This window comes from Serratia sp. HRI (assembly GCF_010119335.3).
Lineage (GTDB): Bacteria > Pseudomonadota > Gammaproteobacteria > Enterobacterales > Enterobacteriaceae > Serratia > Serratia nevei.
The window spans coordinates 189,841-216,807 of record NZ_CP083690.1; the positions used below are offsets into that span (position 1 = coordinate 189,841).

The 26,967-nt window shown below is 62.3% G+C and carries 25 protein-coding genes and 1 pseudogene; 13 read left to right on the top strand and 13 right to left on the bottom strand.

Translation table 11 applies throughout. The features are described from left to right. Positions 1-35 precede the first annotated feature (35 nt). Both GF111_RS00925 and GF111_RS00930 read right to left on the bottom strand, forming a co-directional pair. Entirely contained in the window at positions 36-725 is a 690-nt protein-coding gene (locus GF111_RS00925; protein ID WP_055312389.1) for a YafY family protein, read from the bottom strand. Between the two features lies 1 nt (position 726). Then, complete coding sequence (locus GF111_RS00930; RefSeq protein WP_147191097.1) at positions 727-1,617, bottom strand: LysR family transcriptional regulator; 891 nt, start codon at positions 1,615-1,617, stop codon at positions 727-729. A 102-nt stretch (positions 1,618-1,719) separates the two neighbouring features. On the opposite strand from GF111_RS00930, the gene GF111_RS00935 reads away from it, so the two are divergent. Next, positions 1,720-2,385, top strand: coding sequence for a peroxiredoxin-like family protein (locus GF111_RS00935; RefSeq protein WP_080490871.1), 666 nt, complete (start codon positions 1,720-1,722; stop codon positions 2,383-2,385). Positions 2,386-2,426: 41 nt separating this feature from the next. Here GF111_RS00935 and fumC read toward each other — a convergent pair whose 3' ends face one another. The 3 genes from fumC to GF111_RS00950 form a co-directional block, all read right to left on the bottom strand. Then, complete coding sequence (gene fumC, locus GF111_RS00940; RefSeq protein ID WP_038873919.1) at positions 2,427-3,824, bottom strand: class II fumarate hydratase; 1,398 nt, start codon at positions 3,822-3,824, stop codon at positions 2,427-2,429. A gap of 229 nt (positions 3,825-4,053) precedes the next feature. After that, entirely contained in the window at positions 4,054-4,386 is a 333-nt protein-coding gene (locus GF111_RS00945) for a hypothetical protein (protein ID WP_048233630.1), read from the bottom strand. Between the two features lie 144 nt (positions 4,387-4,530). Then, entirely contained in the window at positions 4,531-4,746 is a 216-nt protein-coding gene (locus GF111_RS00950; protein ID WP_038873918.1) for a hypothetical protein, read from the bottom strand. A gap of 117 nt (positions 4,747-4,863) precedes the next feature. On the opposite strand from GF111_RS00950, the gene manA reads away from it, so the two are divergent. Further along, entirely contained in the window at positions 4,864-6,042 is a 1,179-nt protein-coding gene (gene manA / locus GF111_RS00955; protein WP_147191099.1) for a mannose-6-phosphate isomerase, read from the top strand. Positions 6,043-6,182: 140 nt separating this feature from the next. Further along, positions 6,183-7,715 (top strand): YdgA family protein, encoded by a 1,533-nt coding sequence (locus GF111_RS00960; RefSeq protein ID WP_147191101.1) that lies wholly within the window; start codon positions 6,183-6,185, stop codon positions 7,713-7,715. Positions 7,716-7,760: 45 nt separating this feature from the next. On the opposite strand, the gene GF111_RS00965 is transcribed toward GF111_RS00960, so the two are convergent. Beyond that, positions 7,761-8,915 carry a serine hydrolase gene (locus tag GF111_RS00965; protein WP_147191103.1) on the bottom strand — a complete coding sequence of 385 codons (1,155 nt, stop codon included), beginning with the start codon at positions 8,913-8,915 and terminating at the stop codon, positions 7,761-7,763. A 102-nt stretch (positions 8,916-9,017) separates the two neighbouring features. On the opposite strand from GF111_RS00965, the gene GF111_RS00970 reads away from it, so the two are divergent. Then, the gene (locus GF111_RS00970) at positions 9,018-9,926 is read left to right on the top strand and encodes a LysR family transcriptional regulator (RefSeq protein WP_038873910.1); all 909 of its coding nucleotides are present in this window, start codon (positions 9,018-9,020) and stop codon (positions 9,924-9,926) included. 26 nt (positions 9,927-9,952) lie between these two features. On the opposite strand, the gene blaSRT is transcribed toward GF111_RS00970, so the two are convergent. Beyond that, positions 9,953-11,089 carry an SRT/SST family class C beta-lactamase gene (blaSRT, locus tag GF111_RS00975; protein ID WP_038873908.1) on the bottom strand — a complete coding sequence of 379 codons (1,137 nt, stop codon included), beginning with the start codon at positions 11,087-11,089 and terminating at the stop codon, positions 9,953-9,955. A 234-nt stretch (positions 11,090-11,323) separates the two neighbouring features. On the opposite strand from blaSRT, the pseudogene GF111_RS00980 reads away from it, so the two are divergent. After that, a pseudogene (locus GF111_RS00980) lies at positions 11,324-12,179 on the top strand (LysR substrate-binding domain-containing protein). Here GF111_RS00980 and GF111_RS00985 read toward each other — a convergent pair. After that, positions 12,176-13,207 (bottom strand): Mal regulon transcriptional regulator MalI, encoded by a 1,032-nt coding sequence (locus tag GF111_RS00985; RefSeq protein ID WP_047727638.1) that lies wholly within the window; start codon positions 13,205-13,207, stop codon positions 12,176-12,178. The pseudogene GF111_RS00980 and the gene GF111_RS00985 sit on opposite strands and share 4 nt — an antisense overlap. Positions 13,208-13,428: 221 nt before the next feature. Here GF111_RS00985 and malX point away from each other — a divergent pair, with 221 nt between their 5' ends. Continuing rightward, on the top strand, positions 13,429-15,048 hold the full coding sequence (gene malX / locus GF111_RS00990) for a maltose/glucose-specific PTS transporter subunit IIBC (RefSeq protein WP_057523718.1): 1,620 nt from the start codon (positions 13,429-13,431) through the stop codon (positions 15,046-15,048). After that, a complete protein-coding gene (locus GF111_RS00995; RefSeq protein ID WP_147191412.1) occupies positions 15,041-16,222 on the top strand; it encodes a MalY/PatB family protein in 1,182 nt (393 codons plus the stop codon). The genes malX and GF111_RS00995 overlap by 8 nt, the downstream gene beginning before the upstream one ends. 32 nt (positions 16,223-16,254) lie before the next feature. Here the strand turns inward: GF111_RS00995 and GF111_RS01000 are convergent, their stop codons facing one another. Together GF111_RS01000 and GF111_RS01005 are read right to left on the bottom strand one after the other, a co-directional pair. Then, a complete protein-coding gene (locus GF111_RS01000) occupies positions 16,255-16,623 on the bottom strand; it encodes a hypothetical protein (protein WP_038873897.1) in 369 nt (122 codons plus the stop codon). After that, a complete protein-coding gene (locus GF111_RS01005; RefSeq protein ID WP_038873894.1) occupies positions 16,620-17,216 on the bottom strand; it encodes an NUDIX domain-containing protein in 597 nt (198 codons plus the stop codon). Before GF111_RS01005 ends, GF111_RS01000 begins: the two co-directional genes overlap by 4 nt. A 97-nt stretch (positions 17,217-17,313) precedes the next feature. Here GF111_RS01005 and GF111_RS01010 point away from each other — a divergent pair, with 97 nt between their 5' ends. Then, on the top strand, positions 17,314-18,069 hold the full coding sequence (locus tag GF111_RS01010; protein WP_038873891.1) for a DeoR/GlpR family DNA-binding transcription regulator: 756 nt from the start codon (positions 17,314-17,316) through the stop codon (positions 18,067-18,069). A 136-nt stretch (positions 18,070-18,205) separates the two neighbouring features. Then, positions 18,206-19,204, top strand: a complete 999-nt coding sequence (gene add, locus GF111_RS01015) for an adenosine deaminase (protein ID WP_019455941.1) — start codon at positions 18,206-18,208, stop codon at positions 19,202-19,204. A gap of 35 nt (positions 19,205-19,239) precedes the next feature. Here the strand turns inward: add and GF111_RS01020 are convergent, their stop codons facing one another. Both GF111_RS01020 and GF111_RS01025 read right to left on the bottom strand, forming a co-directional pair. Next, a complete protein-coding gene (locus tag GF111_RS01020) occupies positions 19,240-20,244 on the bottom strand; it encodes a bile acid:sodium symporter family protein (protein WP_038873888.1) in 1,005 nt (334 codons plus the stop codon). Between the two features lie 74 nt (positions 20,245-20,318). Next, positions 20,319-21,359 (bottom strand): oxidoreductase, encoded by a 1,041-nt coding sequence (locus tag GF111_RS01025; protein ID WP_038873884.1) that lies wholly within the window; start codon positions 21,357-21,359, stop codon positions 20,319-20,321. Positions 21,360-21,591: 232 nt separating this feature from the next. Here GF111_RS01025 and GF111_RS01030 point away from each other — a divergent pair, with 232 nt between their 5' ends. From GF111_RS01030 to rsxC, 4 genes are all read left to right on the top strand, one after another. Continuing rightward, positions 21,592-22,032: a DUF2569 domain-containing protein gene (locus GF111_RS01030; protein ID WP_038873882.1), complete on the top strand. Its 441-nt coding sequence runs from the start codon at positions 21,592-21,594 to the stop codon at positions 22,030-22,032. 135 nt (positions 22,033-22,167) lie between these two features. Beyond that, complete coding sequence (gene rsxA / locus GF111_RS01035) at positions 22,168-22,749, top strand: electron transport complex subunit RsxA (protein ID WP_004938443.1); 582 nt, start codon at positions 22,168-22,170, stop codon at positions 22,747-22,749. Next, positions 22,749-23,321 carry an electron transport complex subunit RsxB gene (gene rsxB, locus GF111_RS01040; protein ID WP_004938428.1) on the top strand — a complete coding sequence of 191 codons (573 nt, stop codon included), beginning with the start codon at positions 22,749-22,751 and terminating at the stop codon, positions 23,319-23,321. The genes rsxA and rsxB overlap by 1 nt, the downstream gene beginning before the upstream one ends. Next, positions 23,314-25,854, top strand: a complete 2,541-nt coding sequence (gene rsxC / locus GF111_RS01045) for an electron transport complex subunit RsxC (RefSeq protein WP_224217805.1) — start codon at positions 23,314-23,316, stop codon at positions 25,852-25,854. Before rsxB ends, rsxC begins: the two co-directional genes overlap by 8 nt. 34 nt (positions 25,855-25,888) lie before the next feature. Here rsxC and GF111_RS01050 read toward each other — a convergent pair whose 3' ends face one another. Next, positions 25,889-26,782, bottom strand: a complete 894-nt coding sequence (locus GF111_RS01050) for a helix-turn-helix domain-containing protein (RefSeq protein WP_038873091.1) — start codon at positions 26,780-26,782, stop codon at positions 25,889-25,891. Positions 26,783-26,967 lie beyond the last annotated feature (185 nt).

Here is a 26,967-nt window from a genome sequence, read left to right on the forward strand (position 1 = left end):
GGGCGCGACTGACAGTTTATGGCAGCAGCGTGCCGCTATTGCTCCGCAATGCCCTCGCTGAGGCGCCACTCTTTCAACAGCCGCCGCCGACCGCGCGGATAGCGCTGTTCCAAAGGCGTAGCGGCCTGAATGCGATCGAGGCGAAAATGGCGAAACGCTTGGCGCAGCTCGCACCAGGCGACCAGCATCTGGAACTGCTCGAAAAAACCCAGCGCAAAGGGCCACAGCAGGCGTTCGCTGCGCTGCCCCGCCAGATCGAGATAGTCGATATGCAGCTTGCGCTCGCGGCGGATGGTGTCACGGATCAACACCCGCATCGCATCCGCCACCGGCGGCGCCTGAACCGGCGCGATCAAGAGCGTGTTGGCCTCCAGTTCCTCCCGCAGCGCCGGCGGCAGCACGTCGGCGATCTTGGCCAGCGCCTGGCCCGCCGCGCTCGCCAGCTGGCTGTCGCCGCGGCGGCTGACCCAGCGCATCCCCAGCACCAGCGCTTCTGTCTCTGCCTGCGAGAACATCAGCGGCGGCAGCATAAAGCCGGGCCGCAGCACATAGCCGACGCCCGCCTCGCCGACGATCTCCGCCCCCTGCTGCTGCAGCGTAGCGATATCGCGGTACAGCGTGCGCATGCTGATGCCCAGCGTTTGCGCCAGCGCATGGCCCGCCACCGGATAACGGTGGCTGCGCAGCAGCTGCATCAGATCGAGTAAACGTTGTGCGCGCGACATATCACGGCTCACTGCATAACGCGGTTTGGACAAAGTCGGCAAAAGCCCGCGCCTTAGCCGAGACGAAATGACCGCCGGGGAACACCGCCCACAGCGCCAGCGGCGGCAGCTGCCAGTCCGCTAATGCCGCGATCGCCGCCCCGCTTTGCAGCTCGCTGCGGAACATGCCTTCGCTGGCGATAGTGGGTCCGAATCCCGCCAACACCAGTTCGCGCACGCACTCCGCCGCATTGACCCGCATGCGCCCCGGCAGCCGCAGCGCGCGCTGTTCTCCTTCGCGGCTGAAGCGCCAGTGCTCGCCGCCGCCACGGCGGTGGTAAATCACCATCTCGTGCTGCAACAGATCTTCCGGCCGCTGCGGCATGCCGGCGGTGGTAAAATAGCCGGGCGTGCCGATCACACATTGCTTTACCTCACCCAGTTTGCGGGCGGTAAAGCCGGAATCCTCCAGCTCGCCGATACACAGGGCAATATCGATGCCCTCTTCAATCAACGACAGGTTGCCGTCATCCAGCAGCAGATCGACGCTCAAACGCGGGTTGGCGCGCATAAACGCCGTCAAATCAGGCAAGGGAACGATGCGGGCGAACACCGCTGCCGAGGCGACCCGCAGCCGGCCGCTCAGCGTTTCGCCGGCGTTCTGCACCAGCGCTTCCGTCTCCGCCAGCGCGTTCAGGATACGTCGGGTGCGTTGATACAGCTGCTGCCCCGCATCCGTCGGCTGCAGGCCGTGGGTCGAGCGCAGCATCAGGCGTGTGCCGAGCTGCTGTTCCAGCCGCGCCACCGCTTTCGAGACCGCCGGCTGCCCCACGTGCAGCCGCCGCGCCGCTGCGGTAAAGGAACCGCTCTCGTAAACGCAGGCATAGGTTTCGTAATCGGCAAACTTGCCCATAGCATTCCTTAATGGAATAACGGTTAGCATTTATTGCAGTCTACACGCGCCATTCAGGAATGGGCAAGATGAGCGTAACCCTCATTCCCGTCAGGAGAACGCATGACACTGCAAGACAAACTCGATGCCTTCAAAGCGGAGTTCGAATCCGGCCAACTGCCGTTCACACTCACAGAACAAGAGCACGCGCTGATGCGTAAGGCGATCCAAACGCAGATCGCTGCCGGCATCGCCGAACGCGCCCTGAAGGTCGGCGACGCCGCGCCCGGCTTTACCCTGTCGGACTGCGAAAACCGGTCATGTTCTTCCACGGCGTTGTTGGCAAAGGGCCCGCTGGTCGTCAGTTTCTATCGCGGGATCTGGTGCCCCTACTGTACGCTCGATCTACAGGCCCTGCAGGCCACATTGCCCGCCATCACGCAGTACGGCGCGCAGCTCGTGGCCGTTTCGCCGCAGAGCGCGGTGCATAACCGCCAGGCCATGCGCGATCACGATCTCACCTTTGCGCTGCTCAGCGATGCCGGCAACCGTCTGGCGGCCCAATTCGGCCTGCGTTACCGCCTGCCGGACGCGCTGATCGCCCTGTATCAACAGCGGCTCGGCCTCGATCTGGCGCAGTTCAACCAGGATGATAGCTGGACGCTGCCGCTGCCGGCGCGGTTCATCATCGCCCGCGATGGCCGTATCGCCTATGCTGAAGCGCACGCCGATTACACCCGGCGGCCGGAGCCGCAGGCGCTGTTGTCGGTGCTGGAGAGATTGGCTTGAAAAGACGGGGCGCAAACGCGCCCCGTTTAAACATGACGTGATTATTTCTGCATGCTGCCGACCATCGCTTCCGGCCGCACCCACTCGTCGAACTGCGCTTCGGTCAGGTAGCCGAGCTTCAGCGCCGCGGCTTTCAGCGTCAGCCCCTCCTTGTGCGCTTTCTTGGCGATTTCCGCCGCCTTGTCGTAGCCGATGTGGGTATTGAGCGCCGTCACCAGCATCAGCGATTCGTTCAGCAGCTGGGTGATGCGATCGCGGTTCGGTTCGATGCCCACCGCGCAGTGCTCGTTGAAGCCCTGCATGCCGTCGGCCAGCAGGCGAATCGACTGCAGGTAGTTGTGGATCACCATCGGGCGGAACACGTTCAGCTCGAAGTTGCCGGAAGCGCCGCCGATGTTCACCGCCACGTCATTGCCCAGCACCTGGGCGCACAGCATGGTCATCGCCTCGCACTGGGTCGGGTTGACCTTGCCCGGCATGATGGAGCTGCCCGGTTCGTTCTCCGGGAGCGAAATCTCGCCGATGCCGCAGCGCGGGCCGGACGCCAGCCAGCGCACGTCGTTGGCGATCTTCATCAGCGAAGCCGCCAGCCCTTTCAGCGCGCCATGCCCTTGCACCAGCGCGTCGCAGGTCGCCAGCGCTTCGAACTTGTTCGGGGCGGTGACGAACGGCTGATGGGTCAACTCCGCCAGCGCTTTAGCCACGCGCACCGCGTACTCCGGATGGGTGTTCAGGCCGGTGCCGACCGCCGTGCCGCCCAGCGCCAGCTCGGCAATGTGCGGGATACTGTCTTCGATGTGCTTCAGGTTGTGCGCCAGCATCGCCGCCCAGCCGGAGATCTCCTGCCCCAGGGTCAGCGGCGTGGCGTCCTGCAGGTGGGTGCGGCCGATTTTGACGATATCGCGGTAGGCTTCGGCCTTGTCGCTCAGCGTCTTGTGCAGCACTTTCAGCTCGGGGATCAGGTGCTCGCGCAGCGCAATCACCGCCGCCACGTGCATCGCGGTGGGAAACACGTCGTTGGAGCTCTGGCTCTTATTGACGTCGTCGTTCGGGTGCACCTTGCGCTCTTCACCGCGCACGCCGCCCAGCAGCTCGCTGGCGCGGTTGGCCAACACTTCGTTCATGTTCATGTTGGTCTGGGTGCCGGAACCGGTTTGCCAGATGGACAGCGGGAACTGGTCGGCATGGCTGTCCGCGAGCACTTCGTCGGCGGCGTTGATGATGGCGGCGCCCCGCTCGGCCGGCAGCAGCCCCAGATCCACGTTCACCTGCGCAGCGGCGCGCTTGGTCAACGCCAGCGCGTGGATCAGCGCGGTCGGCATCTTTTCGGAGGAAATGCGGAAATGCGCCAACGAACGCTGGGTTTGCGCGCCCCACAGCTTGTCGGCCGGTACTTCGATGGGGCCCATAGAGTCTTTTTCGATACGAACGCCTGCCATCATTGTCTCCTTAGCATAATTCCTAAAATTGTAGGGTTAGGCCGACGCGCTACCCCCCGTCGGCATGCACTCCCAGTATAGTGACATAATAACTATTCGCATTAAGAGAGTTATCTCACAGCACGTTTCATCTCTTTTACTCCTTCATGACGCGGTTATTTGCCGCCGGTTAACCCGCGCCGAAATAAACGGCCGGGCATGCCCCGGAGAATAAAAGCGTGGGTAACGATTAACGCGGATGACGCGAATTAAAATTATTGATGCGCTGGGCCTGTAACTGATTAAGCTCATCGATACGCTGCTGCTGCAGATGATTGATTTCGTCGTAGGCGTCCTGCCGTTCATGATGGCGATAGGCCCCGGCCGCCGCCGCGCCGGCGGTGAGCGCCAGCGGATGGGCCACGGGCGCGATCGCGGCGGGAACCGCTACCGGCGCGGGTGCAACAACGATCGGCGCCGGCGCGATCACTACGGTGCGCGGCGCGGCGTAAGGATAGGTGACAATCACCGCCGCCTGGGCTGCGCCGGTGCAAAGCCCCAACAGCAACAACAATTTTTTCATGCAGCAGACCTCTGGTTTCGTTAAATCGACTCGTTAGCCGTTACGGTAAAGGGGTCTGGCGCGCCGGTTTAAGCTCGGCGTGTGAACGCCCAGCGCAGCGCGAAAATAATAATAAGGGAATGGCTCAGACGGTAAAAAATAAATTCAGCCGACATAGTTTGACATGCTGAAAAATAAATAATGAGGCAAAATGCCCGGGCTATCGGCAATAACCCCGCTGTACCAAAGAATAATCGATTGGCGGCTTTTGACGGCCGCCTTGAGGCCCTGTGCGCCATTTGAGGCGCCGATCGTTATCACGTTATACTTTGGCCCGTTGCCGGGCGCGACGTTATCCGGCGTTATTTTGATCGCGCCCATGATTTTTCCCGCCGACGCGGGCGTATGATGGTCGTCGGCATAGATTAAGTTAATCTTATAAAATCAGTGAGTTATTGCTATGTAGTGCGGCAATGACGCAGAAGGACGTTTATCGACATGCAAAAAATGACCAATGCGGTACAGAATTACGCCTGGGGCAGCCACGATGCGCTGACCCGTCTTTACGGTATCGCCAACCCCGATAATCAGCCGATGGCCGAACTGTGGATGGGCGCCCATCCCAAGAGCCCTTCCCGCGTGCCGGGCGCCGATGGCGCACTGCGTTCGCTGCGCGAGCTAATCGATGAAGACCTGCCAAAGCAACTGGGCGCCGACGTCGCCAGCCGCTTTGGCGAGTTGCCGTTCCTGTTTAAAGTGCTGTGCGCCGATCAACCGCTGTCGATCCAGGTCCACCCGAGCAAAGCGGCGGCCGAGATCGGCTTCGCGAAAGAGAACGCCGCCGGCATCCCGCTGAGCGCCGCCGAACGCAATTACAAAGACCCCAATCACAAGCCCGAACTGGTGTTCGCCCTGACGCCGTTCCTGGCGATGAACGGCTTTCGCGAACTGGCCGATATCGTTTCCCTGCTGCAACCGATCGCCGGCGCGCACCACGACATCGCCGCCTTCCTGCAGCAGCCGGACACCGCACATCTGTCCACCCTGTTCGCCAGCCTGTTGACCATGAGCGGCGAGCAAAAGTCGCTGGCGCTTGGCGTGTTGAAGGCCGCGCTCAACAATCAGCAGGGCGAGCCCTGGGATACCGTGCGTTTTATCGCCGGCTTTTATCCGGATGACAGCGGCCTGTTCTCACCGCTGCTGCTGAACGTGGTGCAGCTCGCGCCGGGCGAGGCGATGTTCCTGTACGCGGAAACGCCGCACGCCTACCTGAAAGGGGTGGCGCTGGAGGTGATGGCCAACTCGGATAACGTGCTGCGCGCGGGCCTGACGCCGAAATTCATCGACGTGCCTGAGCTGCTGGCCAACCTGCAGTTCCGCCCGCAGCCGGCGTCCGGCCAGCTAACCCAGCCGGAGCAACGCGGCAACGCGCTGTTCTTCCCGATCCCGGTGGAGGATTTCGCCTTCTCGCTGCACGATTTGACCGCCGCGCCGCAGGCGCTGGCGCAGCGAAGCGCGGCCATCGTGTTCTGCGTCGCCGGCGAAGCGACGCTGGAAAAATCAGGGCAGCGCCTGACGCTCAAGCCGGGCGAATCCTGCTTTATCGGGGCTTTCGAATCCCCGGTCAACGTCAGCGGCAGCGGCCGCATCGCCAGGGTTTATAACCAGCTGGCCTAACCGTTGATAAATTTCAGCAAATTGCTTGCTGAAAGCGAGAGCTACCCCCACAATTAAACGCCTGCGGGCGTTTTTTGTCGGCCCCTATTTGCCCCTCCCGCGCAACGGAGGGTGATAAGAAAAAAGGATGAAACAGAGCTATGAAAAAATCGTTAGTCGCTGTCAGCGTCATTGTGGTTCTTGGCGCAGCATGGACCGGGGCATCCTGGTACACCGGGAAACAGATCGAGCAGCACATGGGCGAAGTCGTCGACAACGCCAACGGCCAGCTGAAAACTTACCTGCCGAAAGCCGGCGTGAAGCTGAGCTATGAAAATTACCAGCGCGGCCTGTTCAGCAGTAAAGTGCGTTATGTGCTGCGTTCCGACGGCACGGATACCAGTGAAAACGCGGCGCTGAAAACCGGTGAAGAAGTGGCGTTCCTGGAAACCATCGATCACGGCCCGTTCCCCTTCGCCCAGCTGAAAAAATTCAATCTGCTGCCGAGCATGGCGTCGGTGCATACCGAGCTGGAAAATACCCCGGCGGTGAAAGGTCTGTTTGACACCACCAAAGGCAAATCGCTGTTTACCGCCGATTCGCGCATCTCTTACAGCGGGGACACCTCGTCTGCCATCGACATCATCCCGCTGGACTACCAAAAAGATAAGTCTTCGCTGAAATTCAGCGGCGCTACCATTAACGCCGACGTGTCCAGCGATCTGAAAAAATTCGTGCTGGATGCCAATAGCGACAATATCGTGTTCGCCAGCCCGAACGAATTCGGTCAAAACGAGCAAATCACCTTCCAGGGCTTCAACCTGGAAGGCAACAGCAACGAGAGCAAGTTCGGCGTGAAGCTCGGCGATCAGACGATGACGCTGAAGCAGTTCAAACTGACGATCGACGGTAAAGATACCGTGGCGTTGGACGGTTTCAACCTGGTGAGCAAGTTCGGCGAGCAAGGCAGCAGCAACATCGGCGGCCAGATCGACTACACCATGGACGCGCTCAAGGTGCAGGGCAACGACTTCGGCGCCGGCAAGCTGGCGCTGAAAATCGACAACGTCGACGGCAAAGCGCTGAAAGACTTCGCCGACAGCTACAACCGCCAGACCATGGCGCTGCTGCAACAGGGCGAGAACCTGGATCCGGCCGTGTATGAGCAGCAAAACGCCGAACTGCTGCAAAAGAACCTGCCGCTGCTGCTGAAAGGCAACCCGAGCCTCAGCATCGCACCGCTGAGCTGGAAAAACAGCAAGGGCGAGAGCACCTTCACGCTGGATCTGGCGCTGACCGATCCGAGCAAGGCCGCCTCCCCGGCACAATCGCCGGATCAGCTGATCGCGCAGGCGGTTAAAAAGCTGGATATCAACCTGACCATTCCGGAAGCGATGGCCACCGAATTGACCGCGAAAACCGCGCTGTTGCAGGGTTACAATGAGGAAGACGCGCAGAAACTGGCGCAGCAGCAAGTACAGGGCCTGGCGGCCATGGGCCAGATGTTCAAGCTGACCACCCAGAAAGACGGCGTGATCGCGAGCACGTTCCACTATGCCGACAACCAGGTTGACCTGAACGGCAACAAAATGTCGCTGCAGGAGTTCATCGGCCAGTTCGGCCTGCTGGGCGCCCCGGCGGAAGACGGTGAACCGGCGCAGGATGCACAGCCAGCTCCGGCACCGGCGCAGTAAGCGTTTGAAAGCCTGATCAAGGGCCCCCTGCGGGGCCCTTTTTATTTACGCCGCGTAAACCGCATCGCGAATCTGCTGTGGATAGCGGCCGCACATGCCCTCAAACGCGGTGTTGGTCAGTATCACCACGCTCAGCTGCGCCTGTGGATCAAAGAACCAGCTGTGGCCGTAAACCCCGCCCCAGGTCAGCGTGCCGGCCTGCTGCGGCGTCTGCGCCGCTTCTGCGTCCACCAGCAGCGCCCCGCCAAAACCGAATCCCCAGCCTGGCCCTTGCGTTTGCGCCTGCGCGCCCACGTGCGGGCTGCGCAGCAACGCCACCGTGTCCGGCTGCAAAATACCCTGCCCGCCGCTGCGTAATACCTCCACCAGCTTCAGCACGTCGTCGGCATCGCCGACCATGCCCGCGCCGCCGGAAGGATAGGCCCCGGCGTTGAGCGCCCGCATCGGTGAAAACAGCACTTCGCCCCCCGCCATCCCCTCCGGCAGCGCCACCCGCAGGCCTTCCGGCATGCGCTGCGGCCCTTGCGGGGTGTTGTAATACGGCGTCGCCAGGTTCGCGGCGTCCGTCGCATGGAACGCGGTATTGCCGAGCCCCAGCGGCCGCGCCACCCATTCGACAAACAGCTGCGGCAGCGGCATGCCCGTCACCCGTTCCAGCACCGCGCCAAGCACGTCGAGCGCCAGAGAATAATTGAAGCGTTCCCCCGGCGCCGACAGCAACGGCGCCTGCGCCAACAGCCGCAGGTTTTGCTCCAGCGTCAGCGTCGACAGCTCCACGCCGTCCTGGATCCCCAACTGGTGGTAAACGCCCGTCGGCGGCTGGTTCAGCCGATAGTCCAGCCCAGCGGTATGGCTCAGCAAATGACGAATCTTGATCGCCGGGCGCCGGCCGTCGGCGAGCGCCGGAGTAAACCACGGCATCCACTCGCTGACCGCGTCGTCCAGGCTCAGCTTGCCCTGTTCGATCAGGCGCAGCGCCGCCAGCGTGGTGTAGGGTTTGGAGACCGACGACAGCCGGAACTGCGTTTCTCGCCGCATCGGCCGCCGCACTTCACGATCGGCATAGCCGGCCGCCCCGGCGTAGCAAATCTCGCCCTGCCGCGCCACCAGCACCACGCTGCCCACGATGCGCCCTTCGGCCATCGCCTGTTGATCGATCGCCGCGATCCGTTCTGTTAACGCCCGTTGTTCTGCCGACATGATTTTCATCTCGCTGATGGAAAGTAAAATCAGTCTAAAACGTTCGTCATAAATTAAAATAAGGCATAATTTAATGAATCATTAAGCATAGGTTATTGATAGATGAGTTCACTCCTGCAGCTGCTGCCCTATTTCGAAGCCGTCGCACGCCTGGGCAACTTTACCCGCGCGGCCAGCCAGCTCGGCGTCACGCCGCCGGCGGTGTCACAAAACATTCAGGCGCTGGAGAATCAGCTGGGAGTGCGGCTATTTCACCGCACCAGCCGCTCGGTGCGCCTCAGCGATGAGGGCCGGTTGTTCTATCAGAAGGTGTCGCCGGCGATGAGCCAGATCGACGTGGCGGCGGACGACGTGCGCGCCCTGGGCGCACACCCGGCGGGCCTGCTGCGCATCACGCTGCCGCAGCTGGCCGCCTCGCTGCTGGTAATGCCGCACCTGGCGGAATTTCAACGGCGCTATCCCGACGTGCAGCTGGAACTGTTTACCGAAGACCGCTTTTCCGATCTGGTGCTGGGCAGTTTCGATGCCGGCATTCGCATGCACGCCATGCTGCAAAAAGACATGATCGCCGTGCCGATCGACAACGGCCAGCGCCGGGTGCTGGTCGCCTCGCCCGACTATCTGGCGCGTTGCGGCGTTCCGGCCACGCCGGACGATCTGCCTGCTCACCACTGCCTGCGCTACCGTTTCCCCGGCAGCGGCAAACTGGAACCCTGGTATTTTAGCCTGGGCGACGATGAACGCGCGCTGGACGTCAGCGGCAGTTTGATTTTTAACGAAGATCGGCTGATCAAAGATGCGGCGTTGGCGGGCCTGGGTATCGCACAGCGTTTTCAGGGCACGGTATTGCAGGAGCTGGCGCAGGGGCAACTGGTGGAAGTGCTGCCGGGTTACGCCAGCGAAGCGTCGGGCTTTTTCATCTACTTTCCCGCCGGCAAGCATCTGCCGCTCAAGCTGCGCGCCTTTATCGATTTCATGCGCGAGCGGCGTGAACGGCAGCACCGGTGGTAGGGGCCCCCCGCCGGCGCCCCTGACCGTCAGCGCTTCTCCAGCGCCTGGATGATGTGGTAAGCCGCTTCGACGCGATCGTCGTTCGGGAACCACTTGTTGGCCAGCATCACCACGGCGATATTCTTCGCCGGGATAAATACCGCGTAGGTGGAGAAACCGCCGGTGGAGCCGGTTTTGTTATACCAGCCGGCGCGCAATTCCGGCTGCGGCGGCGTGATGGCAGTGGCCGGCGTGCCGTTCATGATCATCCCGGCGTTGTTGCCTTCAATCAAACGCGACAGTTGCACCGGATACGGGTAGTTCTCCCACATCAGATCCTGCGTGAACGCGCCCGCCTTGTAATAACCGACGTGCGTCGCGGCCAGCGCGTCGCGCCACGGCTGCGCTACCTTCACCTGCTGCAGGTTGGCGTCCAGATAGCGAATCAGATCGCGGGCGTTGGACTTGATGCCGTAAGACTCGGCGTCCAGCGGGCCGGGGTTGACCCGCACCGGCTTATCGTCCTTGCTGTAACCCTGCGCATAGTTGGCCATCTGCGCCGCCGGCACCTGCACGTAGGTGTGGCTCATGCCCAACGCCGGCAGCATCCCCTGTTCCATCGCCTGGATAAACGGCTGGCCGAGGCTCTTGGCGGCGATCATGCCCAGCATGCCGATGCCGAGGTTGGAATAGACGCGGTAGCTGCCCGCCGGGTGTTTCGGCTGCCAGGCCCGGTAGTAGGCCATCAGTTGGGCGTTGTTGGTCACGTCGTCCGGCACGAACAGCGGCAGGCCGGAGGTATGCGTCGCCAGATTCAGCAGGCTGACGCCGTCGAAGGCGCTGCCGCGCAGCTCGGGCAGGTAGTGGCTGGCCGGGTCTTTAAACGACAGTTTGCCCTGCTGCTGCGCATAGACCGCCAGCGTCGCGGTGAAGGTCTTGCTCAGCGAGCCCACTTCAAACAGCGTCTGCTCGGTGATCGGTTTACCGGTCTGCTTCGAGGCGACGCCGTACGGGTAAATCTGCTGTTTGCCGTCGACCGACACGGCGATCGCCATGCCCGGCACGCCGTATTTTTTCATCAGCGGCTGAATAACGGCGTCGATATCCTGCTGCTGTGCGGCGTGCGCGGTCGGCAGGATCAGTGCGGCGATCAGCGCGGCCGCCAGGCGGTTCATTTTCGTCATGATAGAAGCTCTTAGGTTGCAGGGCATCGGCCGCGGCCAAAAGTTTTTATTGGCGTTATATACGGCGCTTTCCCTGATTGATGATGTCATTCCTTTACGGCTGCCGTGACACTCTGAGCAGCCGCGCCAAATATCGGATTTTGCCGCCGGGTTGACAAGCGATAATAATTTCAGCCAGCATAAAGAAAAACTTATGGCTATCGACAATGCGCAAATCGACTTCCCCTCAACGCCCTGCGGGCGTTCGAATCCTCCGCTCGTCACCTGAACTTCACCCGCGCCGGTCTGGAGCTGCGCGTCACCCAGGCCGCCGTCAGCCAGCAGGTGCGCATGCTGGAAGAACAGCTGGGCATTCAGCTGTTCCGCCGCCTGCCGCGCGGGCTGGATCTGACCGAAGAGGGCCAGGCGCTGCTGCCGGTGTTGAGCGACGCCTTCGACCGTATCGAGGCAGTGCTGCAGCAGTTCGAAGGCGGGCATTTCCACGAGGTGCTGACGGTGGCGGTGGTCGGCACCTTCGCCGTCGGCTGGCTGATGCCGCGGCTGGCGGCGTTCAGCACGGCGCATCCGTTTATCGATCTGCGGGTGCTCACCCACAACAACCTGGTCAATCTGTCGGCCGACGGCATGGATTTCGCCATCCGCTTCGGCGAAGGGCTCTGGCCCGCCACCTGCAATATCAAGCTGTTCGACGCGCCGCTGACGGTGCTCTGCCCGCCGGCGGTCGCCGCGCGCCTGCGCACGCCGCAGGATCTGCAGCACGAGCAGCTGATGCGCACCTACCGCAAGGATGAATGGGAGCAGTGGTTCGCGGCGGCACAGGTGACGCCGTGGCGGATCAACGGCCCGGTGTTCGACTCGTCAAGGCTGATGGTGGAAGGCGCGATCCAGTGCGACGGCGTGGCGCTGGCGCCGGTCAGCATGTTCCGCCGCGAACTGGCCGCCGGCGCGCTGCAGCGGCCGTTTGCCGCCGAGGCCGCGCTCGGCGCCTATTGGCTGACCCATTTGAAATCGCGGGATCTGACGCCGGCGATGAAAACCTTTATCGGCTGGAATCCGCCGGGAGGCGGAAGAGGAACAGCGGCAGGGCTAGGCGGAACCGCGCCGGATCAGCGTCGGCGGCAGAATGACGTTCTGCGCCGGCAGGTCGGCGTCACCGATGCGCTGCAGCAGGCGCGCGGCGGCGCTGCGCCCCACTTCCCGCGCCGAGCTGGAGACGAAGGTCAGCGGCGGCTCGGTCAGTTCGGCCTCCGGCACGTCGCCGAAGCCGATCAGCGCCACCTGCCGCCCGTAGTAGGCGTCTACCCCGTCCGACCCGATGCTGCGGCCGCTGCGCGCCAGGCCAAAATAGGCGCCGAGCGCCACCGACGCCTTGTGGCAGACGATGGCGGTAATGTTCGGGTAATGGCGCAGCAGTTGTTCCGCCGCTTCCGCCGCCTCGCGCTGCCGGCAATCGCACTCGACGATCCATTCGCTGCGAAACGGCAGGCCGTACTGCACCAGGGTGGCGCAAAAGCCGCCCAGCCGCTCGGCGCGTGTCAATGAGTCGCTCTGGCCGCCAAGGTAGGCGATTTGGCTGTGGCCGCGCTTGATCAGAAATTCGGTGGCCAGCTTGGCGGCCTGCATGTTGTCCGGCCGCACCACGTCCACGCCATCAAGGCCGCTGGAGCGCGCCACGCAGACCAGCGGTACGCCCTGCTCGGCCGCCTTTTCCTTCAGGCCCGCCGCCGCGCGAATACCGCCCGCCAGCACGATGCCGTCGACGCCCTGCGCCAGCAGCGCGTCAAACGCCCGCTGCAGGCCCTGGCCGTCGCGCCCGCTCTGCGTCAAAAACAGCAGCTTGTCGTGCGCCTCCAGCGCTTCGCTCAGCCCGGCGGTCATTTCGGCATAGAAGGGTTCGCAGATGTCGCGCAGAATAAGGCCAATCACCCCGGACTCCCCGCCGCGCAGCGTCGCCGCCTGGCGATTGCGTACATAGCCCAGCTGCTCTATCGCCTGATTGACCTTCTCGACGGTGGTCGGCGAAATGCGCCCCTTGCCGCTCAACACCAGGGAAACCGTGGTGACCGACACGCCCGCCTGCTGCGCCACATCGGTGATGGTGATTTTTTTGATGCTCATAGTCTCTGCGAACCCGTTCCTGGGCAACCCGCCGTAATGATCAAGGGTATACCGAATCCGTTAGCTCAGTAAAACGTTTTACTGCCTGCCGCATTGTCGCCAGAAACCGGGCGGCAGATTTGTGATTGGTGGCGCATTTTTGCTAGGTAAAACGTTTTATCTTCTTTTTACCTAATCAGAAGTCCCCTTTTTGCTCGTCTTTTCGCCAGGAGAAGTCGGTTATGTCAGCAGCCAACAAACCAAAAATCACCCTCTGGGAGTTCTTCCAGAGCCTGGGCAAAACCTTCATGTTGCCCGTCGCCTTGCTCTCTTTCTGTGGCATCATGCTGGGGATCGGCAGCTCGCTGAGCAGCCGCGACGTGATCACTCTGATGCCGTTTATCGGCCACCCGATTTTCCAGCTGATCTTTACCTGGATGAGCAAGGTAGGTTCCTTCGCCTTCAGCTTCCTGCCGGTGATGTTCGCCATCGCCATTCCGCTGGGCATGGCGCGCGAAAACAAGGGCGTCGCCGCCTTCTCCGGCTTCGTCGGCTTCGCCGTGCTGAATCTGGGCACCAATTTCTACCTGACCGCCGCCGGCGTGCTGCCCACCGGCGATCCGCTGGTGCTGAAAGCCAACAATATCCAGAACATTCTCGGGATTCAGTCGATCGATACCGGCATCCTCGGCGCGGTGATCGTCGGCATCATCGTCTATCGCCTGCATGAACGCTTCCACACCATCCGCCTGCCGGACGCGCTGGCGTTCTTCGGCGGCACGCGCTTCGTGCCGATCGTCACCACCGTGGTGCTGGGCCTGTGCGGCCTGGTGATCCCGCTGATCTGGCCGTGGTTCGCCGCCGGCATCACCGGGCTGGGCTGGGTGATCAACAGCGCCGGCGCCTTTGGCCCGATGCTGTTCGGCACCGGCGAACGCTTGCTGCTGCCGTTCGGCCTGCAGCACATTCTGGTGGCGCTGATCCGCTTTACCGAGGCGGGCGGCACCATGGAAGTGTGCGGCCACAGCGTCAGCGGCGCCCTGACCATCTTCCAGGCGCAGCTCTCCTGCCCGACCACTACCGGCTTCGCCGAAAGCGCTACCCGCTTCCTGTCGCAGGGTAAAATGCCGGCGTTCCTCGGCGGGCTGCCGGGCGCGGCGCTGGCGATGTATCACTGTGCCAAACCTGAGAACCGCCATAAAATCAAAGGGCTGTTGATTTCCGGCGTGGTGGCCTGCGTGGTTGGCGGCACCACCGAGCCGATCGAGTTCCTGTTCCTGTTCGTCGCGCCGTTCCTCTACCTGATCCACGCGCTGCTCACCGGGTTGGGCTTTACCGTGATGGCGCTGCTGGGCGTGACCATCGGCAACACCGACGGCAATATCATCGACTTCGTGGTGTTCGGCATTCTGCACGGCACCGCCACCAAGTGGTATCTGGTGCCGGTGGTGGCCGCCGTCTGGTTTGTCGGCTATTACGCCATTTTCCGCTTCGCCATCCAGCGCTTTAACATCAAAACGCCGGGCCGCGAAAGCGACAGCGCCGTCAGCCAGAGCGCGCCGGCCGGCGCGGTGGGCAAATCCGGCTACAACGTGCCGGCAATTTTGGCGGCGCTCGGCGGCCCGGACAACATCATCACGCTGGACAACTGCATCACCCGCCTGCGCCTGTCGGTCAATGACATGAACCGGGTGGACGACGCGGCGCTGAAGGCCAACCGCGCCATCGGTGTGGTGCATCTCAACGAGCATAACCTGCAGGTGGTGATCGGCCCACAGGTGCAATCGGTGAAGGATGAATTAGACTCACTGATAGCCACGGCGCAACCTGCCGCGGCGCTGCAGGGAGCCACCCATGTTTGATTTCGCCACCCCGATCGACCGCCACGGCACCTGGTGCACCCAGTGGGACTATATCGCCGATCGCTTCGGCAGCGCCGATCTGCTGCCGTTCACCATCTCCGATATGGATTTCGCCACCGCGCCGTGCATTCTCGAGGCGTTGCAGCAGCGCCTGCAGCACGGCGTGCTGGGCTACAGCCGCTGGCAGCACGAGGATTTTCTCGGCGCGCTGCGCCACTGGTATCAGCAACGTTTCAACGCCGCCATCGACACCGCAACGGCGGTGTACGGCCCTTCCGTTATCTACATGGCGGCGCAGCTGATCCGCCAATGGTCCGTACCGGGCGACTACGTGGTGACCCATACTCCGGCCTACGACGCCTTCTACAAAGTGATCCTCGCCAACCAGCGCCAGCTGTTGGCCTGCCCGCTGCACAAGGCCGGCGACGACTGGCGCTGCGACATGGCGCACCTTGAGGCCTTGCTGGCGCGGCCGCAGACCAAGATCCTGCTGCTGTGCAGCCCGCATAACCCCACCGGCAAAGTGTGGCGCCGCGACGAGCTGCAGCAGATGGCCGAACTGTGCGAGCGCCACGACGTGCGCGTCATCAGCGATGAGATCCACATGGACATGGTCTGGGGGGAACACCGCCATACGCCGTGGAGCCAGGTGGCGACCGGCGGCTGGGCCCTGCTGACCTCCGGCTCCAAGAGTTTCAATATCCCGGCGCTGACCGGTGCCTACGGCTTCATCAGCGACGACGCCAGCCGCGAAGCTTACTTCCAGCAGCTCAAAGCCCGCGACGGCCTCTCCTCGCCGGCGGTGCTGGCGGTCGCCGCGCACGTGGCCGCCTATCGCCACGGCGAACCCTGGTTGGATTCCCTGCGCGACTATCTGCAGGATAATCTGACCTACGTCGCCGAGCGGTTGGAACAGGCGTTTCCGGCGCTGGGCTGGCGCCCGCCGCAGGCCACCTACCTGGCCTGGATCGATCTGCGGCCGTTGGCCGTTGACGATCAGGCGCTGCAGCAGGCGCTGATCGAGCGCGAAAAGGTGGCGATCATGCCGGGCTTTACCTACGGCGAGGAAGGCCGCGGGTTCCTGCGCCTCAACGTCGGCTGCCCGCGCAGCAAGCTGGAGGCCGGCATGGACAAGCTGATCGCCGGATTGCGGTTGGTGCTGGGCGAGCAATAGCGCGAGGGGGCGAGCCTCCGCCCGCCCCTCGATTACCCCTGAACAGTCGGAATGTCCTCCAGGCGGCGATAGACCGTCAGGCCCCACTCGTTGGCCAGCCGCACGTCGTTATCGGCCCCCGCAGACGCCCCTTCGATGCGATACACCGCCTGACACTGCGCAATCAGCCGGTGGGCCACCGGGTAAAGAAACGTCTCGCTCACCGCATCGCCAACCTGAGTGGACCCCGCCGCCGCCGCCAAAGGCAGCGCCAGCCATTCGCCGATCACCGGCACGTGCCCTCGCAGGTAAACCGCCAGCGCCGCCTGTTCCAGGCGCGCCAGATTGGCGGCGATACGCTGCGGATCGCCATCGGTGCCGCTGCGATAGGGGCCGGCGATCAGGATTTGTTGGGCTTTCATCGTTCTTCCTCCAACGTCCGGTTCAAGGCGACAAACTGCAGCAGCATGATAGTCTTGGCGTCAACGATCGTGCCCTGGCGAATCGCCTGCAGGGCTTGCGCCAGCGGCAGCTCGAGCACTTCCAGATCTTCCCCCTCCGCCGCCACCCCGCCGCCCTCGTTGATGCGATCGCCCGCCTGATACTCGCCGACGAAAAAGTGCAGCTTCTCGGTGACCGAGCCTGGGCTCATGTAGGCTTCGAACACCTTTTCCACGTTCTGCACGAAATAGCCGGTTTCCTCTTCCGCTTCGGCGCGGATGCGCGCCTCCGGCGACGCGTTGTCCAGCAACCCGGCGGCAGCCTCAATCAACATGCCGTCATGGCCGTTGACGAACACCGGAAAACGGAACTGGCGCGTCAGGATCACCGTTTGCGCCTGCCGGTTGAACAGCAAAATCACCGCGCCGTCGCCGCGATCGTAGGTCTCACGGCTCTGTCGCTGCCAAACGCCGTCGCGCCGCAGAAAATCAAAGGTGGTTTTTTTCAGCAGGTACCAGTCATCGGACAACACCCGGGTTTCGACAATGCGAACCCTGTCTTTGGTGGCTATCATCGGTTTACTCCGCCAGAGGAAGGAAATTGATAATATCGTGCAGTTTCGTGTATTATCAAGGTATTTCGTGCAAAGCAAATTTGAGAGGAAAATGGCCATGTTGACCAGCCAGCGCAAGAAAATCATCCTGGAAAAACTGGCCGAGGATGGCCAGGTGTTGGCCAAGCAGCTCAGCGAAATGTTTGGGTTGTCGGAAGACACTGTCCGGCGCGATCTGCGCGAACTCGACGCCGAGGGGTTGCTGCAACGGGTACATGGCGGCGCCCTGCCGGTTTCCTCTGCCATTGCCAGCTTCGCCGAGCGCAATCAGTTGGAATCCGGCGCCAAACGCGCGATCGCCAAAGCCGCAGCGGCGCTGATCGCCCCCGGCCAGGTAGTGATTATCGACGGTGGCACCACCTCTGCAGAACTGGTCCGGCAGCTGCCGCTCAACCTGAACGCCACTATCGTCACCCACAGCCCCAGCGTCGCCGTGGGCCTGGTCGATCATCCCACGGTGGAGGTGATCCTGATCGGCGGCCGGCTGTACAAGCATTCGATCGTCAGCGTTGGCGCCGCCGCGGTGGAAGCGATGTCGCATATTCGCGCCGATATCTATTTTATGGGCGTGACCGGCGTGCACCCCACCGCGGGGCTGAGCACCGGCGATCTGGAAGAAGCCTACATCAAGCGGGCGCTCGCGGCCCGCGCGGCGGAAACCGTGGTGCTGGCCTCCGCCGCCAAGCTTAACGCCGCCTCGCAGTATGCGATCGGTGACATTACGCTGGCGCATACCATCATCGTTGAACGCGCCACCGACGACGCATTGATCGCGCCGTTGCAGCAGGCGGGCGTCAGCGTGTTGAAAGCCTGATTCACGACGATAATGCGATACACCTCGCATTATTTGTGATGCAAGTCACTTTTTTATGCAACGAGATGGCAAGTTTCATTCATTTGTTTTTATACTGTTCTGCACTTTACCTACGATAAATTAGCGAGTGCCCAGCATGATCGATCCCCGCCTACCGCTTACCGACATTCACCGCCATCTCGACGGCAATATCCGCGCGCAGACCATTCTCGACCTCGGTCGCCAGTTCAATCTCGCCCTGCCGGCCAACGATTTGGAGAGCCTGCGCCCGCACGTGCAGATCACCCACGCCGAACCGGATCTGGTCAGCTTCCTGCAAAAACTGGACTGGGGCGTGGCGGTGCTGGGCGATCTGGACGCCTGCCGCCGCGTGGCCTACGAAAACGTCGAAGACGCCGCCAACGCCGGCCTGCACTACGCCGAGCTGCGTTTTTCCCCTTACTACATGGCGATGAAGCACCAGCTGCCGGTCGCCGGCGTGGTGGAAGCAGTGATCGACGGGATCCGTTCGGGCTGCCGCGATCGCGACATCGACATTCGCCTGATCGGCATCATGAGCCGCACCTTTGGCGAGGCCGCCTGTCTGCAGGAATTGGAAGGGTTGCTGGCGCACCGCGACGGCATTACCGCGCTGGATTTGGCGGGCGATGAGCTGGGCTTCCCCGGCAGCCTGTTCCTCAACCACTTCAACCGCGCGCGCGACGCCGGCCTGCGCATCACCGTGCACGCGGGCGAAGCCGCCGGCCCGGAAAGCATCTGGCAGGCGATCCGCGAGCTGGGCGCCGAGCGTATCGGTCACGGGGTGAAAGCGGTCGAAGATCCGGCACTGATGGACTTCCTGGCGGAACACGGCATCGGCATCGAATCCTGCCTGACCTCCAACATCCAGACCAGCACCGTGCCTTCGCTGGCGCAGCATCCGCTGGCCACCTTCCTGCGCCACGGCGTGCTGGCATCGATCAACACCGACGATCCGGCGGTTCAGGGCATCGAGATCGAGCACGAATACCGCGTCGCCGCGCCGCAGGCCGGGCTGACGCCGGAGGAAATCCGCACCGCACAAGAAAACGGCCTGAAGCTGGCCTTCCTCAGCGAGCAGGAAAAACAGGCGCTGCGCGCCAAAGTTCAGGGTTAACTCTCTTTATTATGGGCGCGGTCACGCGCCCATCGTCATTTGGCCACCAGCGCCTCCGCCTCGGCCCGCTGTTTGGCGGTTTTACGCGCATAGCGCTGCGCCAGCACCGCGCACACCATCAGCTGCACCTGGTGGAAAATCATCAGCGGCAGCACCATGGCGCCCACCGCCGCAGCCGGGAACAGCACGTTGGCCATCGGGATGCCGTTCGCCAGGCTCTTTTTCGAGCCGCAGAAAACGATGGTGATCTCGTCGGCGGTATTGAAGCCCAGCCAGCGCGCCGCATAGGTGTTGATCACCAGCACCACCGTCAGCAGCACCAGCGACATCACCAGAATGGTCAGCAGCGACCAGCCGTCGATACGGTGCCAAATCCCTTCCACCACCGCCGCGCTGAACGCGGTGTACACCACCAGCAGGATCGACGAACGGTCGGTCAGGTTGATCAGCTTGCGATGACGATCGACCCACTTGCCGATCAGCGGCCGCGCCAGGTGACCGACTACGAACGGCACCATCAGCTGCAGAATGATTGAACCGATGGCGTGCAACACGTCGGTATTGCCGCCCTGGGTATGCATTAACGCCCCCACCAGCAGCGGCGACAGGAACACGCCGAGAATGCTCGACGCCGAGGCGCTGCAGATCGCCGCCGCCACGTTGCCGCCCGCCGCCGAGGTAAAGGCGATGGCCGATTGCACCGTGGCCGGCAGCGCGCACAGGTAGAGGAAGCCGAGATAGACCGTCGGCGTCATGATGCCCGGCACCAGCAGGTTCATCGCCAGCCCAAGCAGCGGGAACAGCGCAAAGGTGCTGAGGAACACCAGCAGATGCAGCTTCCAGTGGCTCATGCCGGCGACGATCGCCTCACGCGACAGCTTGGCGCCGTGCATAAAGAACAGCAGCGCGATGGCGGCGGTGGTCAGGTGCTCAAAGAAGGTTTTCCAGATGCCTTCGCAGGGGAACAGCGAGGCGACGATCACCACCAAAATCAGAACCAACAAAAATTTATCAATGCGCAAACGCTGCAACCAGGACATGAAACGGATTTCCTTGCACGTAAAGTCGTAAAAAGGCCCGACGCTGCGCCGGGCCACTGGAGAAACGGGCGGTATCAGGCCACCGGCAGCGCCTGCTGCAGCCGGGCCGACTCCAGCCCCAGTTCGATCAATGCCATCACCGCAATGGCGTCGGCGGCCGGCACCGGGTTTTCGCCGATGCCGGCGATCGCGTCGCGCACCGCGGCGTAATATGCCGGGTAGTTACCGGGAATGTTAAGCAGCGGTTGCTCCGCCAGCAGATCGCCACGTGACAGCGTCACCACCCCGTCGCGCATATCATAGCCCCAGTCGGCCTGCGGCAGGCGCTCGCCGGCCTTCAGCCGGTCTTCCTGCGGGTCCAGGCCGTATTTGACATAGCTGCCGCGGGTGCCGTGCACCACGTAGCGCGGGCTCTCCGCCGCCGCCAGCATGCTGGCGTGCAGCACCACGCGACGATTGCCATAGCTCAGCAGCGCGTGGAAATAGTCCACCGCCTGCGCGCCCGGCCGCAGCTCCCCCAAATCGACGAACAGCCGGTCGGGCTTGCCGAATAACTGCAGCGCCTGATCGAGCAAATGCGGTCCCAAATCGAACCAGATGCCGCTGCCGACGCCGCCTTGTTCGCGCCAGCGCTGGCGCACCTGCGGCCGGTAGCGATCGAAATGCGACTCGAAATAGACCACCTCGCCCAGCGCCCCCTCATTCAGCAGCGCTTTCAGGGTAAGGAAATCGCTGTCCCAGCGGCGGTTATGGAATACCGACAGCAGCAACCCGCTCTGCTGCGCCTGCTGTTGCAGCACCTGCGCTTGTGACAATGTCACGGTAAACGGTTTATCCACCACCACGTGCTTGCCGGCGGCCAGCGCCTGCTGCGCCAGCGGGAAATGGGTATCGTTGGGGGTAGGAATCACGATCAGATCGAGGGCCGGATCGGCGAACAGCGCCTGCGCATCACCCACCACCGCCATCGACGGCCAGTCGGCGTGCACTTTGCCGGCATCGCTGCTGGCGACGGCGGCCAGCTCGAGCCCCGGCGTACCGGCGATCAGCGGCGCATGAAAGGTTTTGCCGGCGTAGCCGTAACCGACCAGCCCGACACGAATTTTCTCAGCCATGGGATTTCCTCTTGCAGGCTCACGACAGACCTTTCGATTTGACACCATGCGGCCGGATGGAACAAGAAGTAAATGAGATGTTAATTTAAAGCGGGCTCGATAACGGCGTCGAGTAGCCAAACGTGCTGCCACGCGCCGCGATGCCGAGCTATCCGGTTGATTGAGATGACGAAGCCGGTATTACCCGCTAAGCTATGCCGCCTGTGATCCCCGTTTCAATCAGGAAGCCTTTATGTCTCAAGCTGAATACTCTCGTATCGGCGGTTGGTTGCTGGCCCCGCTGGCCTATCTGATCGTCACCCTGCTCAGCGCCAGTTTGATGCTGCTCCTGTACGCCATGGCGATCTTTATGCCCGAGTCGCGCGACTACCTGCTGACCAACGCCCAGGCGTTTACCCTGCAATGGTACTTTTCGGTGCTGACCACGCTCTTGATGTGGTGTTTTACCCTGTGGCTGGTGCTTTTGTTTTGCCGGCGGTCGCTGCGCTTCCCCAAGCTGTTCTTGCTGTGGCTGCTGATCACAGTGATCCTGGCGGTGAAAGCCTTTGCCTTCGCGCCGGTGCCGGATGAAGTGGCGGTGCGCAGCCTCGGCTGGCCGCTGCTGATGGCGGCGCTGCTGGTGCCTTACATCAAGCGTTCGCAGCGGGTCAAAGGCACCTTTACCGAACGTTAAAGGCGATTGCAGCACGTTTTATCGGGTGGTTTGTGTAAATTTTCACCAAAAAAGGCAATACCCCTGCGATTCATATGTTGTCGTCCGGCCGCCGATTCCCGATAATAGGCGGCTTTTATTTTTTTAGGCATCGCAATGACCGAATACCTGCTCCTGTTTGTCGGCACCGTACTGGTGAACAACTTCGTTCTGGTGAAGTTTCTTGGCCTGTGCCCGTTCCTCGGCGTTTCCAAGAAGCTGGAAAGCGCCATCGGCATGGGAATGGCCACTACCTTCGTCATGACGCTGGCCTCCGTCAGCGCCTGGGTGATCAACACCTTTATTCTGGTTCCGCTGGATCTGGTGTACCTGCGCACGCTCTCCTTCATTCTGGTGATCGCCGTCGTCGTGCAGTTCACCGAGATGGTGGTGCGCAAAACCAGCCCGGCGCTCTACCGCCTGCTGGGGATCTTCCTGCCGCTGATCACCACCAACTGCGCGGTACTTGGCGTAGCGTTGCTTAACGTCAACCTCGGCTACAACTTCCTGCAGTCCGCCGTTTACGGCTTCAGCGCCGCCGCCGGTTTCTCGCTGGTCATGGTGCTGTTCGCCGCCATTCGCGAACGCCTGGCGGTCGCCGACGTGCCGGCGCCGTTCCGCGGCTCCTCGATCGCGCTGATCACCGCCGGGCTGATGTCGCTGGCCTTTATGGGCTTTACCGGGCTGGTGAAATTCTAATGACTGCGTTGTGGATAGCTATCGCGGCTTTAAGCGCGCTCGGACTGCTGTTCGGACTGGTGCTGGGCTACGCCGCGCGCCGTTTTGAGGTGGAAGAGGATCCGGTTGCCGAGCAGGTCGACGCGATCCTGCCGCAGAGCCAGTGCGGCCAGTGCGGCTACCCCGGTTGCCGCCCCTACGCCGAGGCGGTGGCCAACGGCGAGATGATCAACAAATGCGCGCCGGGCGGCGAACAGGTGATGCTGAAGCTGGCGGAGCTGCTCAACGTCGAGCCGCAGCCGCTGGGCAGCGAAGCCGCCGCTGAGCCGGAGCGTAAGGTGGCCTATATCGACGAGGCCAACTGCATCGGCTGCACCAAGTGCATTCAGGCCTGTCCGGTGGACGCCATCGTCGGCGCCACCCGCGCCATGCACACCGTCATCACCGACCTCTGCACCGGCTGCGATCTGTGCGTCGCCCCTTGCCCTACCGACTGTATTGAAATGAGACCGGTCGCCACCACCACTGCCAACTGGAAGTGGGACATGAAGACGATCCCGGTGCAAGTGATCCATGTGGAGCAACATGCTTAATCTGTTCGCCGCCTTTAAAAAAGACCGGATCTGGGATTTCGACGGCGGGATCCATCCACCGGAAATGAAAACGCAGTCCAGCGGTGTGCCGCTGCGTGTCGCTCCCCTGCCCAAGACCTTTATCATTCCGCTGCAGCAACATCTGGGGCCCGAAGGCGAGCTGTGCGTCAACGCCGGCGATCGGGTGTTGAAAGGCCAGCCGCTGACCGTCGGCCGTGGCCGCACCGTGCCGGTACACGCCCCAACCTCGGGCACCGTCAGCACCATTACGCCGCATATCACCGCTCACCCTTCCGGGCTGACGGAACTGTGCGTGATTATCGAGGCGGACGGGGAAGACCGCTGGTGCGAGCGCGATCCGGTGGCGGACTACCGCCAGGCGCCCGCCGCGGAGCTGGTTCAACGTATTCATCAGGCCGGCATCGCCGGGCTGGGCGGCGCCGGTTTCCCGACCGCCAGCAAGCTGCAGGGCGGCATGAGCGGCGTGGAAACGCTGATCCTCAACGCCGCAGAGTGCGAGCCTTACATCACCGCCGACGATCGCCTGATGCAGGAACATGCCGATCAGATCATTGAAGGCACGCAGATCCTGCAACACATTCTGCAACCCAAGGTCACGCTGATCGGCATCGAAGACAACAAACCGGAAGCGATCGCGGCGCTGAAACAGGCGTTGCGTGGCCAGTCCGGCATTGGGCTGCGCGTTATTCCCACCAAATACCCGTCCGGCGGCGCCAAGCAGCTGACCAAGATCCTCACCGGCAAGGAAGTGCCGCACGGCAAGCACTCCTCTGCTATCGGCGTATTGATGCAAAACGTCGGCACCGCCTACGCCATCAAACGAGCGATCGTCGACGGCGAACCGCTGATTGAACGCGTAGTGACCCTGACCGGCGAGGCGATCGAGCGCCCGGGCAACCTGTGGGCGCGCATCGGCACGCCGGTGCAGCACCTGCTACACTTCGCCGGTTTCCGCCCGCAGGCGCAGCAGATGGTGGTCATGGGCGGCCCGCTGATGGGCTTTACCCTGCCCGCGTTGAACGTGCCGATCGTCAAGATCAGCAACTGCATTCTGGCGCCGACGGTCGATGAAATGACGCCGCAGGAACCGGAGCAGTCCTGTATCCGCTGCGGCCTGTGCGTAGACGCTTGCCCTGCCGGGCTGCTGCCGCAGCAGCTGTACTGGTTCAGCCGCGGACAAGAGCACGACAAGGCGCGCAACCATAACCTGTTCGACTGCATCGAATGCGGCGCCTGCGCGTTCGTCTGCCCCAGCAACATCCCGCTGGTGCAGTACTACCGTCAGGAAAAGGCCGAGATCAAGGCTATCGATCTGGAGGCGGCGCGTACCGCCGAGGCCAAGGCGCGTTACGAAGCCAAGCTCGCGCGCCTGGAGCGCGAGAAGCTGGCACGCGAAGAGCGGCATAAAAAGGCCGCCGTCAAACTGACCGACGACGATCAGAGTGCGGTGCAGGCCGCGCTGGCGCGCGTGCGCAGCAAAAATACCGAAGCGGCGGTGACGCCGGTCAACGGCCAGCAGCCGGATAACAGCGAGATGATCGCCGCCCGCGAAGCGCGTAAAGCGCAGGCGCGCGAACGCCGAGCCCAGTTGGCGGCCGAAGCAGAGCAAGCCTCACCGGCCGTTTCCGGCGACGACGCGCGCAAAGCCGCCGTGGCCGCGGCGCTGGCCCGTGTGAAAGCACGCAAAGAAGCGCCGGCCGCAGATGGCACTGCTCCTGCCGTAGCAGAGGACGATCCGCGTAAGGCGGCGGTCGCTGCCGCCCTGGCGCGCGTCAAAGCCAAAAAAGCAGAGCAGCAGGCGGACGCCCCTGTTCCAGCGGAAACGACGCCGGCAACCACTGAGGAAGATCCGCGCAAGGCCGCGGTGGCTGCCGCCCTGGCGCGTGTCAAAGCCAAGAAAGCGGCGCAGCAGGCGGACGCTCCTGCTCCAGCGGAAACGGCGCCGGCAACCGCCGAGGAAGACCCGCGTAAGGCGGCGGTGGCAGCGGCTATCGCACGCGTCAAAGCCAAGAAAGCGGCGCAGCAGGCGGACGCCCCTGCACCGGCGGAAACGGCGCCGGCAACCGCCGAGGAAGATCCGCGCAAGGCGGCGGTGGCAGCGGCTATCGCCCGCGCCAAAGCCAAGAAAGCGGCGCAGCAGGCGGACGCCCCTGCACCGGCGGAAACGGCGCCGGCAACCGCCGAGGAAGACCCGCGTAAGGCGGCGGTGGCAGCGGCTATCGCACGCGCCAAAGCCAAGAAAGCGGCGCAGCAGGCGGACGCTCCTGCTCCAGCGGAAACGGCGCCGGCAACCGCCGAGGAAGACCCACGTAAGGCGGCGGTGGCAGCGGCTATCGCCCGCGCCAAAGCCAAGAAAGCGGCGCAGCAGGCGGACGCCCCTGCACCGGAGGAAACGGCGCCGGCAACCGCCGAGGAAGATCCGCGCAAGGCGGCGGTGGCAGCGGCTATCGCCCGCGCCAAAGCCAAGAAAGCCTCCAGAGAATCGCTGGCGGCCGAAACGGAAGAAAAATGATCGATAGCGGCGCCGGGCCTTTGCCGGGCGCCGTTTAATCGATAGAAATCAGGTAGGTGTAATCCACTTCAATCTGGCGCAGTTTGGATTCCGGATTCCACTCTTTGGTTTGAATGATCTCCATTTCCATACTGCCGCGCACCTCATCCTTCAGTCCCGGCATCACATGCGACATCAGGTAGCCGAAAAACTGCACGCACTCTTTCGCTGAGCCTTTATGTTTGATGGAGATAAATTCGCGGCTCGGCAGATGAAAGGTGTCTATCTGATGGTTGGAAAGAATATCTTTTTTGTGTTCAGAATCGACCGCCATCACCAGCGTGGATGACAGCTCGTCGCCTTCCCCGGCATGGGGAGAGTAGATGCTGTAAATCCGCCGACAGTCGACGTGCAGCCCCTTGAAGAAGTCGTTGAAAATCTCGTCCTTCATCGCCATGCAGGAAGAGTACTCCAGCTCCTGCTCGGAGGCGAAATCCAGCCGGCGCGTGAAGCCGACCAACTGCATCTCGGGCAGCGTCAGTCGCTTCACCTCCGGATAATAACCGGCGCCGTAGCTGGCTTCGAAGTTAAAGCGCGGCATCAGGTTTTTCACGTCCCAGTGCTCCATCGCGCGGTAGCGATTGGGGGTGATGTTGAAGCGCTGCTTGAACATGCGGGTAAAGGTCTGCTGCGAGTCGAAGCCCAGCTCATCAGAAATGTCGATGATCGAGCGACGGGTGATGCGCAGCGCCACCGCGGCGCGCGTCAGGATGCGCGAACGGATATAGGTGGCGAGTTGAATGCCGGTAATACGCTTGAATTTACGCTGCAGATGCCACTTGGAATAGCCCGAAATACGCGCGACTTCATCCAGGTTTGGCCGTTTCTCCAGATGTATCTCCACCCACTCAATTAGCTCTTCAATAAAAAAAATGTCTTCATTTGTCATTATTATGGATTCACTAACTCAATAATGTCGCGATAGTAACCTATACAGATTATGTGAAAGTTGTTATTTTGTGCGAAAACTTGGAGAAAAATCATATCTCATTCATACGGTTACCCGGTTTTTTGCGGTCGATAACGGCACAAGTTCCACTGACAATTCCTTACGTTAGCCCATTTTTCGGCCAA

What these genes read in the sequence shown, in the direction of transcription:
- malX (WP_057523718.1), top strand. Translation starts at nt 13,429, where the DNA reads ATGTCAGCAGCCAACAAACCAAAAATCACCCTCTGGGAGTTCTTCCAG.
- manA (WP_147191099.1), top strand. Translation starts at nt 4,864, where the DNA reads ATGCAAAAAATGACCAATGCGGTACAGAATTACGCCTGGGGCAGCCAC.
- GF111_RS00950 (WP_038873918.1), bottom strand. Translation starts at nt 4,746, where the DNA reads ATGGGCGCGATCAAAATAACGCCGGATAACGTCGCGCCCGGCAACGGG.
- GF111_RS01005 (WP_038873894.1), bottom strand. Translation starts at nt 17,216, where the DNA reads ATGATAGCCACCAAAGACAGGGTTCGCATTGTCGAAACCCGGGTGTTG.
- rsxC (WP_224217805.1), top strand. Translation starts at nt 23,314, where the DNA reads ATGCTTAATCTGTTCGCCGCCTTTAAAAAAGACCGGATCTGGGATTTC.
- GF111_RS00935 (WP_080490871.1), top strand. Translation starts at nt 1,720, where the DNA reads ATGACACTGCAAGACAAACTCGATGCCTTCAAAGCGGAGTTCGAATCC.
- add (WP_019455941.1), top strand. Translation starts at nt 18,206, where the DNA reads ATGATCGATCCCCGCCTACCGCTTACCGACATTCACCGCCATCTCGAC.
- rsxA (WP_004938443.1), top strand. Translation starts at nt 22,168, where the DNA reads ATGACCGAATACCTGCTCCTGTTTGTCGGCACCGTACTGGTGAACAAC.
- rsxB (WP_004938428.1), top strand. Translation starts at nt 22,749, where the DNA reads ATGACTGCGTTGTGGATAGCTATCGCGGCTTTAAGCGCGCTCGGACTG.
- GF111_RS01030 (WP_038873882.1), top strand. Translation starts at nt 21,592, where the DNA reads ATGTCTCAAGCTGAATACTCTCGTATCGGCGGTTGGTTGCTGGCCCCG.
- GF111_RS01050 (WP_038873091.1), bottom strand. Translation starts at nt 26,782, where the DNA reads ATGACAAATGAAGACATTTTTTTTATTGAAGAGCTAATTGAGTGGGTG.
- GF111_RS00945 (WP_048233630.1), bottom strand. Translation starts at nt 4,386, where the DNA reads ATGAAAAAATTGTTGTTGCTGTTGGGGCTTTGCACCGGCGCAGCCCAG.
- GF111_RS00985 (WP_047727638.1), bottom strand. Translation starts at nt 13,207, where the DNA reads ATGAGCATCAAAAAAATCACCATCACCGATGTGGCGCAGCAGGCGGGC.
- GF111_RS01020 (WP_038873888.1), bottom strand. Translation starts at nt 20,244, where the DNA reads ATGTCCTGGTTGCAGCGTTTGCGCATTGATAAATTTTTGTTGGTTCTG.
- GF111_RS01000 (WP_038873897.1), bottom strand. Translation starts at nt 16,623, where the DNA reads ATGAAAGCCCAACAAATCCTGATCGCCGGCCCCTATCGCAGCGGCACC.
- GF111_RS01025 (WP_038873884.1), bottom strand. Translation starts at nt 21,359, where the DNA reads ATGGCTGAGAAAATTCGTGTCGGGCTGGTCGGTTACGGCTACGCCGGC.
- GF111_RS00995 (WP_147191412.1), top strand. Translation starts at nt 15,041, where the DNA reads ATGTTTGATTTCGCCACCCCGATCGACCGCCACGGCACCTGGTGCACC.
- blaSRT (WP_038873908.1), bottom strand. Translation starts at nt 11,089, where the DNA reads ATGACGAAAATGAACCGCCTGGCGGCCGCGCTGATCGCCGCACTGATC.
- GF111_RS00925 (WP_055312389.1), bottom strand. Translation starts at nt 725, where the DNA reads ATGTCGCGCGCACAACGTTTACTCGATCTGATGCAGCTGCTGCGCAGC.
- GF111_RS00970 (WP_038873910.1), top strand. Translation starts at nt 9,018, where the DNA reads ATGAGTTCACTCCTGCAGCTGCTGCCCTATTTCGAAGCCGTCGCACGC.
- GF111_RS01010 (WP_038873891.1), top strand. Translation starts at nt 17,314, where the DNA reads ATGTTGACCAGCCAGCGCAAGAAAATCATCCTGGAAAAACTGGCCGAG.
- GF111_RS00965 (WP_147191103.1), bottom strand. Translation starts at nt 8,915, where the DNA reads ATGTCGGCAGAACAACGGGCGTTAACAGAACGGATCGCGGCGATCGAT.
- GF111_RS00960 (WP_147191101.1), top strand. Translation starts at nt 6,183, where the DNA reads ATGAAAAAATCGTTAGTCGCTGTCAGCGTCATTGTGGTTCTTGGCGCA.
- GF111_RS00930 (WP_147191097.1), bottom strand. Translation starts at nt 1,617, where the DNA reads ATGGGCAAGTTTGCCGATTACGAAACCTATGCCTGCGTTTACGAGAGC.
- fumC (WP_038873919.1), bottom strand. Translation starts at nt 3,824, where the DNA reads ATGGCAGGCGTTCGTATCGAAAAAGACTCTATGGGCCCCATCGAAGTA.